We start from the raw sequence: 14,777 nt of genomic DNA on the forward strand, positions 1-14,777 counted from the left end.
AGGTTTCTTCGCGTCGTCCGGGCACGGCGCTCCGGGCCGGTGAAGTCCGACCGCCTACTCTCGATCCTCACCGGCGCGAACGCGCCCGCATCCGTAGCGGGAAAGGCATCCGCTGGGGCGGCCGACCACACGCCCCCGCCGCTGCTCACGCCCGACGCAGCGCGGAGCGCCCCGCGAAGCGCGCCGAGTCGCCCAACTCCTCCTCGATCCGGATCAGTTGGTTGTACTTCGCGGTGCGGTCGGAGCGGGAGAGCGAGCCGGTCTTGATCTGACCGCAGCCGGTCGCCACCGCCAGATCCGCGATGGTGGTGTCCTCCGTCTCGCCCGAGCGGTGCGACATGACGGCCGTCCAGCCCGCCTGGTGGGCCGTGGCCACCGTGCCCAGCGCCTCGGTCAGGGTCCCGATCTGATTGACCTTGACCAGGACCGAGTTGCCCACGCCGGTGCGGATGCCCTCGCGCAGCAGCGTCTCGTTGGTGCAGAACACGTCGTCGCCGGTGAGCTGACAGCGGTCGCCGACGCGGGCGGTCAGCTCGCGCCAGCCGTCCAGGTCCGTCTCCGCCATCGGGTCCTCGATGGAGACGACCGGGTAGGCGTCGATGAGCGCGGCCAGGTGGTCGGCGTGCTCGGAGGGGGTGCGGCACACCCCCTCGCCCGCGTAGTCGTAGACCCCGCCGCGGAAGAACTCCGACGACGCCGGGTCCATGACCAGGCCGATGTCCGTGCCGGGGCGGTAGCCGGTGCGCTCGATGGCGGCCATCACGAAGTCGAGCGCTTCCTCGGCGGTACGCAGCGCGGGCGCGAAGCCCCCCTCGTCGCCGACGCCCGTGGAGTGCCCGGCGGCCAGCAGATCACGGCGCAGGGTGTGGAAGACCTCGCTGCCCATGCGGACGGCTTCGGCGAAGGTGTCCGCGCCCACGGGCACGATCATGAACTCCTGGAAATCCAGCGGATTGTCGGCGTGGGCGCCGCCGTTGACGATGTTCATCATCGGCAGCGGCAGGAGGTGGGCGCCGGCGCCGCCGAGGTAGCGGTAGAGGGGCTGCCGGTGGGCCGCCGCGGCGGCCCTGGCAGCGGCGAGGGAGACGCCGAGGATCGCGTTGGCGCCGAGCCGGGACTTCGCGGCGGTGCCGTCGAGGGCGATCAGCGCGGCGTCGAGGCCCGCCTGGTCCGCCGCGTCCCGGCCGCGCACGGACGCCGCGATCTCCCCGTTGACGTGGGCCACCGCGCGGTCGACGCCCTTGCCGTGCCAGCGCGCGGAGTCTTCGTCGCGCAGCTCCACGGCCTCCCGGGCGCCGGTGGAGGCGCCGGAGGGGACCGCCGCGCGCCCCAGGGACCCGTCCGCCAGGACGATGTCGACCTCGACCGTGGGGTTGCCGCGGCTGTCGATGATCCGGCGGGCGGTGACGGTGTCGATGACGGTCTCGGTGCCGGCGTCGACGGTTCCGGCTGCCGTTGCGGACATGGGAGTTCCTTCCCGTTGTCGTGTGCCGTGGCCCCGGCTGCGACCACGCTGGCGCTGAGCCCGACAACCAAACCATACAGCAATGCTGCGCAGTTTAGCTGTACAGCATTGCTGAGCAGCAATGCTGTACAGTCCAGGTGCGCAACGCTGCTGGTCAGCGGGGTAGGGTGCCCTATGCCCACCCCGGAAGCCGCCGCCATCGCCGTCGAACTGCGCACCGCGATGGGCAAGCTCACCCGACGCGTCAAGGACGAGGACCGCATCCCGCTGGGCCAGGCCGCCGTGCTCGGCGCACTCGACCGCAACGGCGCCATGACCACCAGCGACCTCGCCGCCGATCAGCGGGTACGCCCCCAGTCGATGGCCCGGGCCGTGGGGCTCCTCATGGAACAGAACCTGATCACGCGCCGGGCGCACCCCACGGACGGCCGCAAGTCGCTGGTCGAGCTGTCGGACGCGGGCCGGGTCGCGCTCGAAGCGGAGCGCGGCCGCAGGGCTGGCTGGCTCGCCCAGGCCATCGAGGCCGAACTCACGGAGGAGGAGCGGGCGTTGCTGGCCCGGAGCGCCGCCCTGCTGGAACGGCTCGCCACCCGTTAGCGCCCCCGACAGGGATACAAGGGGGTGTCTCCCCTAGCCCACCGGCACCGGCGCGGGTTTGGGCACGAAGGTATAGGCGAGGGCCGCGCCGATCAGGCCGACGACCGTGGCGGCGACGTATACCCGGTTCAGGCCCTCGGCCGGTGCGGTGCCGGCCCCCGTCCGGAAGAGGACGCCGAAGACCGCGATGCACAGGGTCGGGCCCAGCTGGCGGAAGGTGGTCATCGCGCCGGCCGCCATGCCGCCGCGGTCGGCGGGTACGGCGGCGAAGACGGCTCCCGCCATGGCCGGGCCCATCAGGCCGACGCCGATGCCGGTGACGGCGAGGCCGAGCGCCACGGAGCTCGCGGTGGACGTGGCGTCCAGACCGCTCTGCAGGGCGCAGCCGATACCGCTGAGCAGCAGCCCGGTGCCGACGACGAGGCGGGGCGACGCACCGTGCAGGGTCCGTCCCGCGATCAGTGAGGTGGCGAAGGAGGCGAGGGCCAGCGGCATCAGGGCCAGTCCCGCGCGTACCGGGCCGAGGCCGAGGTCCGACTGCAGCCACACCGAGGTGAACAGGAGCACCGCGAAGGCGGCCGAGGAGGCCAGGACGCACAGCATCACCGCCGCGAAGGAGGCGCGGCCGAAGAGCCGTACGTCCAGCATCGGGTGCGCACAGCGGCGTTCGAGCACGACGAAGACGGCCAGCGTGACGGCGGCGAGGGCGATCGAGGCGCACCCGGCGGGGGTCCAGCCGTCCTCGCCGGCCCGGGTGAGGCCGTGGACGAGGGCGCCGGCGCACACGGCGAACGTGACGGTGCCGGGCAGATCGACCCGGTGGGCCCGCGGCCGGCGGTCGTTGCCGAGGACGCGCAGGGTGAGGGCCACGGTGCCGGCGGCCAGCGGGAGGTTGAGGAGGAAGGCGGCCCGCCAGCTGAGGTATTCGGTCAGGACGCCGCCGAGCATGGGGCCGACCGCGGCGCCGAGTCCGGTGACCGCGCCGAAGACGCCCATCGCCGTGCCCCGGTCGGGGCCGCGGTAGACCGCGCCGATGAGCGCGAAGGCCGACACCGACATGGCCGCACCGCCGATGCCCTGCACCCCACGGGAGGCAATCAGCAGCCCGGTGCCGGGCGCGAGTGCGCAGCCCAGGGAGGCCAGGGCGAAGACGGTGAGACCTGCGACGTAGACGTTGCGGGCGCCGAACCGGTCGGCGAGGGAACCGAAGGGGAGCATCAGCACGGCCAGGGCGAGGGTGTAGATGTTCACCACCCACTGCAGCCCGGAGAGGGGTGCATGCAGATCGGTGCCGAGGGCGGGCAGGGCGACGTTCAGGACGGTGGTGTCGAGCAGGAACAGGAAGGTGCCGAGGCAGATCGCCACGAGCGGCCACCAGGGGCGCATGAGCTTTCCTCTCACGGGAGGCTTTCCTCTCATGGGGGGGGCAGGGAATCGCTCACACGCTCCGACGACGGGCGCGGATTCCACCAGCCATGCCCCACCTCGTGCCGGATACTGGCATGGTGGGCCCGATGAAGGCAGATACCGTCACCCTCGACGAGGTCGACCGGGGGCTGGTGCACGCCCTGCAGATCGACGGCCGGGCCGCTTTCCGTGCCATCGGCGCGGCCCTCGGCGTCTCCGAGAACACCGTGGCCCGCCGCTACCGGCGACTGCGGACCGCCGGTATCCTGCGGGTGGTCGGCACTCTGAACGGCGCCCGGCTCGGTTACAGCGCCTGGACGATCCGGCTGCGCTGCACCCCCGACGCGACCGGAGCCATGGCCACGGCACTGGCCAAGCGCAGCGACATCTCCTTCGTCCATCTGCTGTCCGGCGGTACGGAGATCTCCTTCAGTACACAGACCCGCTCCAGCGACGAGAGCGACGCACTGCTCCTGCACCAGCTGCCCCGCACCGCTCGCGTCACCTCGGTCTCGGCGCATCTCCTGCTCGCCCACTACGCCCTGCCCGACAATTGGGCGGGGCCCGCGTGGCTCACCCCGGAACAGGCCGCCCTCCTCACCCCGCCGCCCGCCGTCGACAGGGATGTGGCGGCGGAAGCGGACGCGGACGCCTCGGTGGAGCTGCGGGAAGGCGACCGCGCCCTCCTGGAAGCCCTGGGCCGGGACGGCCGGACCGGCTACGCCGAACTCGCCGCCGCCACCGGCTGGTCGGACGCCACCGTCCGGCGCCGTATCGCCGCCCTGCGCCGAGCCGGAGTCCTGAACTTCCTCGTCGACATCCCCTCGGCCGCGCTGGGCTTTCGCGCCGAGGCTCGGCTCTGGATGTCCGTTCAGCCCTCGAAGCTCACCGCGGTGGCGGCCGCGCTGGCCGGTCATCCGGAGGCCTCTCTGGTCGCGTTGACCACCGGTCCGACCAACCTGCTCGCCGCCGTCAACTGCCGTGACGCGCACGACCTTTCCCGCTATCTCACGGAACGGATCGCCTCCCTGGACGCGATCCGCACCATCGAGACCGCACCGGTCATCCGCACCCTCAAACGGGCCGGCACCCTACTGCTGCCCACGTAGCGCCCCAGGCCCGGGCCATGACCGCCGGCTTCGCCGCCCTCGTGCTCGGCCAGCATCTCGGCCCGCTGACCCTCGGCGGACTGGTCCTGGCCACCGCGGGCACCCTGCTGGCCGGCCGCGTACGGAGCTGAGCCCGGGACTCGCGGCCGGGACCCGCGGGGCGCGAAACCGGCCGCGACGAGACGCGTGTCGAGCAACCGGCCGCGACGAAATGTGTGTCGAGCGCCCTCAGTCCTGCTCGTCCAGCATGAAGGATCCGTATGCGGGCTTCCCCGCCTTTTCGTAGGCGCAGTACTGCACGCCCACGCCGGTGGTGCGGGATTCCGTGAGCGTCCAGGCGGCGGGAGCGGCGCCCTCGGCGAAGAGCCGCTTGCCGGTGCCGATGATCACCGGGTTGACGAGGAGCCGGTACTCGTCGACCAGGTCGTGCCGCTGCAGCGTATGGATGAGGTCGCTGCTGCCCTGCGTCATGATCACACCGTCCAGCTGCGCCTTGAGCCGTGCGACGGCGTCCGCGACATCGCCGTCGCCGTCGCCCTTCAGCAGATGGGAGTTGTTCCACTCCAGGCTGTTCCGGGTGCGCGAGGCGACGTACTTGGGCATGGCATTGAGCTTCACGGCGATCGGGTCGTTCTCATCGGTGACGCGAGGCCAGTGGGCGGCGAAGATGTCGTAGGTCTTCCGGCCGAGCAGGAGATGATCGGCGGTCCGCTCGAAGATCTCCGTCATCAGTCCCATGAAGTCGTCGTCGACATACGGCACCTGCCAACCACCGTGCTCGAACCCCTCGTCGACGTCCTCGCCCTTGCCGCCGGGCGCCTGCATGACGCCGTCCAGGGTGACGAATGCGGTGACGATCAGCTTGCTCATGATGCTGCCTTTCGGGTGCGGAGTCAGCCTGCACCCGTATTGACTCCCGGACCGGCGCGAAGTCATCGCCCGCCACGCGGCAGGCACCGGCGGGTCTGGCGGCGCCGGCCGGCCGGTGGATACCGTCCCTCCATGACCGACTCCGCCGTGGCCACCCGCAAGCGCAACGCCGATGTCGTGCGCCGCCACCTCCGCGTCTTCGAGACGCAGCGGGTTGCCGATCTCGCGGAACTCGTGGCGGAGGACGTACTCGTCCACGGCGCCGGGCGGCACGTCCAGGGGCGGCACCATCCCGAACAGGCAGTGCTGGCCCCGGGCCTGTCCCACTGCCGCGTCCAGGTGGATGACCTCTTCGCGGCGGACGACCGCGTCACCGTGGCCTTCACCCTGACCTACACCCACGACCGCACCGGCCGGGACCTCACCATGACCGGGGTCAAGTCCTACCGGCTCCGCGACGGACGCATCGTCGAATTCTGGGGCGAGACCGACCTGCACGGCCTCCTCCGCCAGGCGGGACTCGTACCGGAGCAGATCCCGTCGTTCTGTTGACGCCGACCGGAGCCGGCGCGGAACCGCTGATCGGCCCCGGGGTGCCCGCCGTCGGCTGTGGTGTGTGCTGACGACGGTGGAGAGGTGGTTGCCGTTACGCGAGAGGACACGAAGACGTGGATGTATATGAAGCCGTGGACAGTCGCCGGGCTGTGCGGGCGTTCAGTGCGGAGCCGGTGTCCCGAGCGGCACTCGAACGGGTGCTGGCCACGGCGACGCGGGCTCCGTCGAGTGGCAACCTCCAGCCGTGGCAGGTGTATGTGGTGACCGGTGAGCCCTTGGCCGAACTGAAAAGGCGCGCGACGGCCAGGGCACTGGCGGGAGACCCTGGCGACGGGCGGGAGTATCCGATGTACCCGGCGGAACTGGCCTCGCCCTATCGGGACCGCTTCTCCGCCGCGGCTGCCCAGCGGTACGAGGCGCTGGGCATCGAGCGCGACGCCCCCGACCGGCCCGTGAAGATCGCCGCCTTGAACTCGGAGGCGTTCGGGGCACCGGTCGTGCTGTTCTGCTACCTAGACAGGACGATGGGGCCCGGACAATGGGCGGACGCGGGGATGTACCTACAGACGGTCATGCTGTTGCTGAGGGCGGAAGGGTTACACAGCTGCCCCCAGGTGATGTGGACGAGGTATCGCAGCACTGTCAGCCAGATCACCGAAGCCGGCGACGGGCTCGTACTGTTCTGCGGTGTCGCGGTGGGGGTCGAGAAGGAGGGCGTGCCACGACTGCGTACCGGGCGGGCGGACATGGCAGAAACAGTGAGGTTCATCGGAGTGTGACGGCCGGTGCGTGCCCGTCCGGCCGTTCAGTGACGAACCGGGAGGCGGAGGGACGGGGGTGAGCCGTCGGCGGGGACGGGACCGCTCGTCGCCAGGACCTCTGCTATGCCGGCGAAACCCCAGCGGATCGCTTGCACCCCGCCTTCCAACGGCCATTCGGCGCGGACGACGGGGCGGCTCAACAGGTTCTCGAACCAGTAGGCGCACCGCTCCGCAAGCTCCTCGACCGTGCCGGAGACCCGGAAGAAGCCGCGTTCGGGCGACTCGTGGCGGTGGAAGAGCTGGTCGCGGACCTTCCCGGCCCGTACGTGGGTGCCGTGGAAATGCTCTGCCCACTCACCGAGCACCAGAGGGCGCACCTCGGCTCGAACGGGCCTAGACCAGCCACTTCCCGTCGCGCATCAGAGTCCGTCCGGCCATCTCGGGAACCGTTCCCCAGGCCTGCAGCACCTCCGGGGTGACCTGGAAGAAGACATACGACGGGTGGTCCTCGCGAGGGTCCCAGCCGTCCTTGGCGGCGAAGGCGTCGCCCACCTCGGCCGGAAGCTCCTCGCGGGTCAGCAGGCGTGCGGCGCCGTGCATGAGGACCACGTCCCGGGGGTGGCCGAAGCTGAGCCGGACCCGGCCCGAGGCGCACAGGTTTCGCCCGGTCGGGTTGGTGTCGCGGGTGGACAGCCACACCGCCTCGCCATCCCACCAGAAAGCAAGCGGCACGAGGCACGGCTCACCGGTCCCGTCGGCCGTGGCGACCCATACGTCGTTGTCCCGTGCGAGCCGTTCCAGCGCCTCGCGCTTGCGCTGCTCCGGGCTGCGGGGTCCGCTGGGGCGGGAGTCAACTGATGTCATGTGGCGAGGCTATGGCGTGAAGTGCTCGGCCACATCCGGCGGCCGAACTAGGGCGCAAGACCGAGGGGCACCCTCTCCCCCATGCCTCCCCTGTCTCCCTCTAGACCGCTGTGAAGCCCCCGTCGGCGGCGACCATGGCACCTGTGATGAAGCTGGAGCGTGGTGAGGCCAGGAAGCACAGCACCTCGGCGATCTCTTCGGGCTGTGCCACTCGGCCCAAGGGCTGCGCGTCGGCGAAGGATGCCAGGTACGCACGGCTGTCGGAGCGGAACGTGTCGAGGAAATCGGTCTCGATGACGCCCGCGGCAACGATGTTGGCGCGGATGCCCAGCGGCCCGCCCTCGACGGCGAGCACCTTGGTCAGCTGGCCCAGAGCGCCCTTTGACGCGCTGTAGGCGGCGCCTTCGGGCAGGGCTACGGTGCCCGCGTAAGAGCCGGTGCTGACGATGGATCCGCCGCCACGGGCCTTCATCGCCCGGAAGGCTTCGCGGGCGAAGAAGAAGGAGCCCCGGGCGTTGACTGCCATCACGGCGTCCCAGTCCTCGGCGGTCGTTTGGGTGACGGACTTGTTCAGGGTGCGTCCGGCGTTGTTGACGAGGATGTCCAGTCCGCCGAAGGTGTCGACGACTGACTTCACCGCTTGGACAGCGGTCTCTTCCCGTGTGATGTCGCCGCTCATCGCCAGTACGCCGGGCAATTCGCCCGGCAGCGCCTTGACTTCGGGGCGTAGGTCAACGGCGACGACACGGGCGCCGCGCGCGCTGAGGAGCGCCACGGTCTTTTTGCCCACGCCACGCGCCGCCCCTGTGACGAGGGCGATCTTGCCGGCGAACTCGGCGGGTCCGGAGGACGGGACAGTTCCGGTGGACGGGACGGTTCCGGAGGACGGGGCGGTTCCGATGGACGCGGCGGTTCCGATGGACGGGGCGGCAGGTGCCATGGGGCGTTCCTTGGGGCGGGGGAAGGTGAGGTCGGGCTGGCAGGACCACGGAGAGCGGCCAGGGGAGCGCCCCTGACCACCCGGACCCAGGACGGGCAGGACGGGCAGGACGGGCAGGACGGGCAGGACGGGCAGGGCGGGCAGGGCGGGCAGGACGACCTGGCCAGCCCCCGTCACGGCGCCTTCTCCTCCCGGTACAGCACCAGATGCTCGTGGTGGAGCACCCCGTCCCGGATGTCGCCCGTCGCGCTGAACCCGGTGTCGTCGACGTAGTCCAGGTGGCTGCCGGTCACCGTGTACCGGCCCGTGTACGCGCTGCGCCGCTCGCCGCGGGCCTCGTCGTAGCGGCCGTCCGGCCGCAGCTCCTGGCGGATATGACCATCCGCGGTCACCCACATCCCGACCACGTCGACGGTGTCGCCATCGGCGGTCCCGGCCATGGCGGACTCCTCTCCTCGGTTGCTCCGGTTTCCTTCTGCTCCACCGAGTCTGGGCAGGTCGGCGACCGCCCACCAGGGCATGTGCTGCCTGGGTGCAACACACCCGGGCAGCACACCGCAGCCGGCGCCTAGCCTGAGCACATGGACGACAACCACCTGGGAGAATTCCTGCGCGCACGCCGCGCCGGGCTGCAGCCGGAGGACGTCGGCATGGCGAGTCACGGGACGCGCCGGGTCGCCGGACTGCGCCGTGAGGAGGTCGCCGTCCTGGCCGGCGTGAACGCCGACTACTACACCCGCCTGGAACAAGGGCGCGAGCGCAACCCCTCACTCCAGGTACTCGACGCCCTCAGCCGCGCGCTGCACCTCGACGCGGATGCCCGGGCGCATCTCTACCGGCTGGCCGGGGCCACCCCCGGCGACCAGCCGTCCGGCCACACCGCCGAGCGGGTCAGTCCGGCGCTGCGCCAGTTGATGGACGGCTACCCGAACACGCCGGCGTTCGTCATGAGCCGGGCCATGGACCTTCTGGCCACCAACGCCCTGGCCGATGCCCTCTACGCCCCGTTCGCTCCCGCGGACAACCTGGCCCGTATGACCTTCCTCGACCCCGCGCGCCGGCACTTCTACGCGGACTGGGACCGGGCGGCCCAGGCCACCGTCGCCAACCTGCGCCAGGCAACCGGTTTTGAACCGGATCATCCGCGGCTGCGCGAACTCGTACGTACCCTCACCGAGCACAGCCCGCACTTCACCCGTCTGTGGAACTCCCACACCGTGCGCGGCAAGACCCAGAACGCCAAGCACCTCCTCCACCCGGGTGTCGGCCCCCTCACCCTGACCTACCAGGCCTTCGACGTACGCGACGCCCCGGGCCAGCAACTCGTCGTCTACCACGCCGAACCAGGCAGCCCCAGCGCTCAGGCCCTCCATCTCCTCGGCTCCCTCCACGCCACCCGGCGCCAGGCCGAACCCCGCCCCCACCGTTAGCCGGCCAGGAGCCACCACGCGGTCCGCTGCCGTGGCGGCGAGCGGGCAGGCACACCGGCAACGTCAGACCCGCCGTTCTGCCCTGCCCCACCGGAACCTCTCTCGATACCAGCCCGCTGCGCCGTCCCCCTTCGCGTCCCACCCGCGGCGACGTCGTAACAGGTCACAAGGGTGGGATCCCAGGAGGACGTCAGTTGCCCCGCGACCATTGGGGCGGGCCGGGGCGGCCGGGCACCGTGGTGTGGTGCCGACGGGCCACGAGGTCCCAACGGGGGACCGTCCGCCGGCCGACGAAAGGGATCGACCGTGATGTCACGCAAGCGCATCGCTCTCGCAGCCGCCGGACTGGTCCTGACGGGCGGCCTCGCTACCGCCCCTGCCGCGACCGCCGCCCAGGCAGCTCCGTCGGCGCGGTCCGCCGGGCACCTGGAGGCCGTAGCCAACAAGTGCTCCGGTTGGAAGGAGATCCACATCACCGGCGGCGCCGCCAAGTACATGGAGTGCACCAAGAAGGTCAACGGCAGGTCGTACGTCTCCGGCGCCTTCTACCTGTGGGACACCAAGCGCGACGGCAAAGCCGTCCAGGCGTACGCGGAGACGGACTACAACCACTGGTACGGCGACGATGTGACCTGGCAGCACTTCTACGGCTGGGCCGACGACACCCACGGCAGCCCGAAGATCAGCACGGGCTGGCAGCGGGGCAACGACTTCGGCCTGGTGATCAACCTCAAGTAACGCCGCTGCCTCGGGCAGGTCTCCCCTCCTGCTGTCGCACGCCAGGCCACCTCCGGTCGCCGTTCGAGAACACACCGAGAGCCGGACCCCTCCCGGCAACAGGGGATGCCGTGGATGCCGGGAGGGGCCGCTCCGTGAGCTCCGTGACTCCGTAACCCCCGGTCGGAGTCGTAGCCGGTATTACCCGCCTGCGAACGCCGTTCGCACCGACGCCGTATCGGCCCGGCCTTTCTCATAGACCGTCAGCCCGCGTGAGAGGTGCAGTGGTACCAGCAGCAACTCCACGATGAGGGCCTTCCAGGCGTAGACGAGGTTGACGGCTTTGGTGGCGTAGACGCAGGGGATGTTCAGCAGCACGCCGGGCAGCGGGAGTTTGCGGCGGCGGGCGGCGTAGATGAGGGGTGGTGTGGTCAGCAGGAGTTCGGCTCCGGCCCACCAGAGGAAGGCGAGTGCGGGTGGCTGGTCCGTCGTCGCGGCGATCACGAAGGGGGTTGCCCACCAGAGCGGTGCGGTGAGGATTTCCAGGAGGGCGAGCAGCACCCAGAGGGCCAGCAGAGGTTTGCGGACGATCAGTCGGCCGAGGTGGAGGCGGACGTTCTGGCAGAAGCCTGCCATCCAGCGCCAGACCTGTTTGCGGAGGTAGGTGAGGTCTTCCGGGTCGGCTGCCAGGGCGACCGCGTCGGAGACGTAGACCGCGCGCCTGCCGGCGATCTGCTGCGACCACGTAAAGTCCATGTCTTCGACGATGGTCCGTTCGGGGAAGCCGCCGAAGGCCATCAGATCGTCGAGGCGGAAGACGGAGCAGCAACCCGAGCACACCATGGGGCTGTTGGCGCGCGCCTGGATGGGGCGGTGCCAATGGAACCCGCACAGGCATCGGATCAGCATCCTTGCAGGTCACGGCGCCTTAAGGCCAGCCGAGGTCAGCAATTCGTCAGCATCAGTCGGGGCCCCGACCAGTGGCTGACATGCCAGACCGTCGCCTATGCAGCGAGGTCGTGATCCAAGATCTTTGCGGCCGCAGTGATCGAACCCGGCATCAGATGCCGATAGGTGCGGAATGTGATCTGGATGTTTCTGTGCCCCATCCACTCCGCAACATCCGTGATTGGGATCCCGTGACTCAAGCAGTTCGATGCGAAGAAGTGACGAAATCCGTACAACGTCATGCCATCTGCAGGAGGCGCCTTCTTGAAAAGGTTCCTGGCCCGCAGACTCTCCATGCGGTACGTGAAGTATCCCGTTGGCCCGCGAAGCAGGTACCCGTCCTCCGAGACCCCATGGCACTCAACGAATCGTTCGATGGCTTCCTTGACCGATCGCGGGAGCGGCACTTCGCGAAACTCGCCAACCTCTCGATGCTTCAATGGAGCCGGCCGGTAGGTATTATGATGTATTTGCTCCGTCACTCGATACACATCGTCGGCAACGATGTTGTTGATATTGACGGCGCGAGCTTCACCGTTCCTTAGGCCACATCCGTACATCATCCGCATATGCATGGCCAGCTGAAAGTCGGCTTTCCCCGACGCTTCTTTCACGTAGTCCTTCGTGGGGACTACGGCACGGTCGGGTATGTATTTCGGCGGTATGACGCTGAGCGTAGGGTCTGCCGCGATCGCCCCTTTACGAAAGGCGTCCGTCAGAATTGCGTGAAGAAGGCCGTACGCGTTCCTCTGCATCCCCAGCTGCACGCCGTTCCGTTCCATGGTCGCGATAAAGCGCTCCAGGATCATCGGAGCGAACGTTTCCATCTTCCTGGAAGAGAACTCCGGATACAAATGTACCCGAAGATACGATTCGTGAGCAGGGGCTGTGGCATATTCAACGATATCGCGCCGGCGAGTACGCCATTCCTCTGCATACTCCTCGAAGGTCATTCGACCTAGCTGAGCCCTGGCCTCAGCCACAGAAATGGGCGTGTTGCGCTTATTGTTGTATATTTTCGTGAGGCGATCCTTGGCAGCATCTTGCGTCGGATAGCCAGTTTCTTCACGCTGCTTACCAGCAGGGTCGCGGTAGCGAATTGTATATGAATGAGAGCACCGCGTGGGCTTCGAACAAGAACAGTTCTTCAGGAAGCTCCCCATCCCTCGGGCAAGCTTAACGGGAATCAATACAGCCACTCCTAGGTCGCGCCTTTTGCATTCAGTGAATCTTCTGCTGCTCAAGCCATTTAATTACTTCGCTGTACTTAAACCGAAGTTTGGCGTTCTTCCCACGGCCGAATTTGTATCCAGTTAGCCCAAGCTTCGGCGCATCGCGGTACATCCACGTCAGAGACACGTTCAGGAAATCTGCCGCCTCTTTTGCGGTCAGCATGCTTCGCAGAGTCATAATCGTCAGTTCCGAGTCGGGCAACGCGACGACAGGCACCCACGCAGACGGCTGAGCGATAGAATCAAGGCAGGGGATATCGCGGATCGGCACATTAGATGGCGTGTTCCTTACGAAAGAGCGCGGAGCGACAGGGCGGGATCCACAACGCCGGGAGCCCACACCGGCTCGACGAAGGTCTCGTTGCCTGTCAGCGGATAGGCACTGCGGATTTCAGGGCAGCAGCAGGCGGAAGCCGCTCGTCGCCTCCTTGAATCTTTGCGGCACCGCCTACTGCGTTCGCCACGGCTCCACCACCAAGCACAGCCGGAAACGAACAGCCTTAATCGTCCACACGATTCCCGGTTTCGGTAACCGGGGATCGTGGCCTATATTCCGCCCCGCATTCGAGGGCTATGAGGCCAGTCGGTAGGACCTGAGGGTGGGGTGGGCGTCGTCCTCGACCAGGGCCACGAGCCCCTGCTCGGTGAGTCGGGTGAGGTTGCGAGTCACGACGCGTTCGGGGGCACCGACGGCTCGGGCGATGGCACGGGTCTCAGTACCGGGGTGGGCTGCGACGTGGGCGAGCACCACCACGTCCTGGCGGTGCTCGCGCCGCACCACGTCCTCACCGAAGAGCCCGGCTGCGCAGACGCAGAGGCACAAGGCGGTGGAGAGTGCGGCGTAGTCGCCAGTTGCCAGGGCGGTCCATGCGTTCAGGGCGCCGAGCGCCAGCAGGACGGGGGCGGTGAAACGGACGGATCGGATTGCGGGACTCGACAGATTGCCCTCCTGGGATAAGTCTCATCGACGAGACCGACCAGAACAGTGACGGGGTGTGGTGCTGGCTGCAGTGCCAGTCAACTCCTCAAGCAAGGCACACCGTCACTGACCTGGTGTTTTACGGGACGTCGTACGTTGACATAGTCCCGGAGAGGCTTCCAGTCCCTTGGGGCATTTTCTCGTCTGCCGTGGGCGGACTTCTTGGCGGCTCCTGGGATGCCCTGCCGATTCCCTCCGGGCGGCAAGTCATCGAGGGCCCCCATGGTCACGAGACCCGTCGAGCGGTAATCAGGCCGGCCTACGGCCTCGCAGGCGAGATGCGACGTAATTGTCCGGGGATCACGCAGAAGTGCGGCGTTTGAGGAGCCCGCGGCCCCTCAAACGCCGCTTGATCTACTGACCAGCTTCGGTAGCCAACCGCGGGGCAATCCGCGCGCACCGAGCGGCGTACTCCTGAAGGTGCAGGGCCTTGAACTGCTGGGCGTCCCAGTTCTCGTCGCGGACATCACCCTCCGGCCACAGATAGGCGAGTCCACGCCCGCCGGAGGTCAGCTCCACCTCACGTAGGTCGTAGCGGTCATCTTCGAAGGCGTCGAGGATCCCCCACTCCCTTGGGCTGAGGTCGGTGAGCCGCAAGCCGGGAGCCGCAGAACCGGGAGCTGCTACGAGCCCGGGGTAGACGCGGCCTTCCAAGGCTGCTGCGCGCCAGCCCGGTGCGTTGGCCGCCGCGCGCTTCGGTATCCGGCCGAGCAGGGCTTCGAGGACCGCGTCGAACTGAAGCGTTCCGTACACAAAGAGGTCCGTGGCGTCCGACGAAAGTCGGTCCCGGCGGCTTCCGGTCGCCGGGACCGAGGCGGATTGGGTGAGTGCTCGATACATAGTCGTTCCGGTCTTCACGCGTTCGACAGGTACATGGCGTCGTAGGTCGGCGATTCAGGGGCG

The 14,777-nt window shown here is 68.7% G+C and carries 18 protein-coding genes; 6 read left to right on the top strand and 12 right to left on the bottom strand.

The window, feature by feature from the left end:
* Positions 1-145: 145 nt before the first annotated feature.
* Entirely contained in the window at positions 146-1,465 is a 1,320-nt protein-coding gene (gene eno / locus D9V36_RS10185) for a phosphopyruvate hydratase (protein WP_129293485.1), read from the bottom strand.
* A 174-nt stretch (positions 1,466-1,639) separates the two neighbouring features.
* Between eno and D9V36_RS10190 the strand changes: the two genes are divergently transcribed.
* The gene (locus D9V36_RS10190; protein WP_129293486.1) at positions 1,640-2,062 is read left to right on the top strand and encodes a MarR family winged helix-turn-helix transcriptional regulator; all 423 of its coding nucleotides are present in this window, start codon (positions 1,640-1,642) and stop codon (positions 2,060-2,062) included.
* A gap of 33 nt (positions 2,063-2,095) precedes the next feature.
* Here D9V36_RS10190 and D9V36_RS10195 read toward each other — a convergent pair whose 3' ends face one another.
* Complete coding sequence (locus tag D9V36_RS10195) at positions 2,096-3,463, bottom strand: MFS transporter (RefSeq protein ID WP_241720786.1); 1,368 nt, start codon at positions 3,461-3,463, stop codon at positions 2,096-2,098.
* Between the two features lie 113 nt (positions 3,464-3,576).
* Here D9V36_RS10195 and D9V36_RS10200 point away from each other — a divergent pair, with 113 nt between their 5' ends.
* The gene (locus D9V36_RS10200; RefSeq protein WP_129293487.1) at positions 3,577-4,578 is read left to right on the top strand and encodes an Lrp/AsnC family transcriptional regulator; all 1,002 of its coding nucleotides are present in this window, start codon (positions 3,577-3,579) and stop codon (positions 4,576-4,578) included.
* A gap of 228 nt (positions 4,579-4,806) precedes the next feature.
* Here the strand turns inward: D9V36_RS10200 and D9V36_RS10210 are convergent, their stop codons facing one another.
* Positions 4,807-5,448 (bottom strand): dihydrofolate reductase family protein, encoded by a 642-nt coding sequence (locus D9V36_RS10210; RefSeq protein WP_129293488.1) that lies wholly within the window; start codon positions 5,446-5,448, stop codon positions 4,807-4,809.
* A 132-nt stretch (positions 5,449-5,580) separates the two neighbouring features.
* On the opposite strand from D9V36_RS10210, the gene D9V36_RS10215 reads away from it, so the two are divergent.
* The gene (locus tag D9V36_RS10215; RefSeq protein WP_129293489.1) at positions 5,581-6,000 is read left to right on the top strand and encodes an ester cyclase; all 420 of its coding nucleotides are present in this window, start codon (positions 5,581-5,583) and stop codon (positions 5,998-6,000) included.
* A 116-nt stretch (positions 6,001-6,116) separates the two neighbouring features.
* Entirely contained in the window at positions 6,117-6,782 is a 666-nt protein-coding gene (locus tag D9V36_RS10220) for a nitroreductase (protein ID WP_129293490.1), read from the top strand.
* A 26-nt stretch (positions 6,783-6,808) separates the two neighbouring features.
* Here the strand turns inward: D9V36_RS10220 and D9V36_RS10225 are convergent, their stop codons facing one another.
* The 4 genes from D9V36_RS10225 to D9V36_RS10245 all read right to left on the bottom strand — a co-directional run bounded on the left by D9V36_RS10225 (position 6,809) and on the right by D9V36_RS10245 (position 9,008).
* Entirely contained in the window at positions 6,809-7,129 is a 321-nt protein-coding gene (locus tag D9V36_RS10225; protein WP_206739637.1) for a hypothetical protein, read from the bottom strand.
* A gap of 28 nt (positions 7,130-7,157) precedes the next feature.
* A complete protein-coding gene (locus D9V36_RS10230) occupies positions 7,158-7,628 on the bottom strand; it encodes a pyridoxamine 5'-phosphate oxidase family protein (RefSeq protein ID WP_129293491.1) in 471 nt (156 codons plus the stop codon).
* A gap of 100 nt (positions 7,629-7,728) precedes the next feature.
* Entirely contained in the window at positions 7,729-8,568 is an 840-nt protein-coding gene (locus tag D9V36_RS10235; protein WP_129298314.1) for an SDR family oxidoreductase, read from the bottom strand.
* 173 nt (positions 8,569-8,741) lie between these two features.
* Positions 8,742-9,008: an Atu4866 domain-containing protein gene (locus D9V36_RS10245; protein WP_129293492.1), complete on the bottom strand. Its 267-nt coding sequence runs from the start codon at positions 9,006-9,008 to the stop codon at positions 8,742-8,744.
* 141 nt (positions 9,009-9,149) lie between these two features.
* Between D9V36_RS10245 and D9V36_RS10250 the strand changes: the two genes are divergently transcribed.
* Positions 9,150-9,998 carry a helix-turn-helix domain-containing protein gene (locus D9V36_RS10250; protein WP_129293493.1) on the top strand — a complete coding sequence of 283 codons (849 nt, stop codon included), beginning with the start codon at positions 9,150-9,152 and terminating at the stop codon, positions 9,996-9,998.
* Positions 9,999-10,307: 309 nt separating this feature from the next.
* Positions 10,308-10,736 (top strand): hypothetical protein, encoded by a 429-nt coding sequence (locus D9V36_RS10255; RefSeq protein WP_129293494.1) that lies wholly within the window; start codon positions 10,308-10,310, stop codon positions 10,734-10,736.
* Positions 10,737-10,916: 180 nt separating this feature from the next.
* On the opposite strand, the gene D9V36_RS10260 is transcribed toward D9V36_RS10255, so the two are convergent.
* The 5 genes from D9V36_RS10260 to D9V36_RS10280 all read right to left on the bottom strand — a co-directional run bounded on the left by D9V36_RS10260 (position 10,917) and on the right by D9V36_RS10280 (position 14,627).
* Complete coding sequence (locus tag D9V36_RS10260; RefSeq protein WP_241720787.1) at positions 10,917-11,624, bottom strand: glycosyltransferase; 708 nt, start codon at positions 11,622-11,624, stop codon at positions 10,917-10,919.
* Between the two features lie 95 nt (positions 11,625-11,719).
* Positions 11,720-12,616, bottom strand: coding sequence for a tyrosine-type recombinase/integrase (locus tag D9V36_RS10265; RefSeq protein WP_347239701.1), 897 nt, complete (start codon positions 12,614-12,616; stop codon positions 11,720-11,722).
* 268 nt (positions 12,617-12,884) lie between these two features.
* The gene (locus D9V36_RS10270) at positions 12,885-13,166 is read right to left on the bottom strand and encodes a helix-turn-helix domain-containing protein (RefSeq protein WP_241720788.1); all 282 of its coding nucleotides are present in this window, start codon (positions 13,164-13,166) and stop codon (positions 12,885-12,887) included.
* 300 nt (positions 13,167-13,466) lie between these two features.
* Positions 13,467-13,718, bottom strand: a complete 252-nt coding sequence (locus D9V36_RS10275; RefSeq protein ID WP_241720789.1) for a MarR family transcriptional regulator — start codon at positions 13,716-13,718, stop codon at positions 13,467-13,469.
* A 510-nt stretch (positions 13,719-14,228) separates the two neighbouring features.
* A complete protein-coding gene (locus D9V36_RS10280) occupies positions 14,229-14,627 on the bottom strand; it encodes a gamma-glutamylcyclotransferase family protein (RefSeq protein WP_241720790.1) in 399 nt (132 codons plus the stop codon).
* Positions 14,628-14,777: the final 150 nt, after the last annotated feature.

Origin of the sequence: Streptomyces lydicus (assembly GCF_004125265.1) — a bacterium.
GTDB classification, from domain to species: Bacteria; Actinomycetota; Actinomycetes; order Streptomycetales; family Streptomycetaceae; genus Streptomyces; species Streptomyces lydicus_C.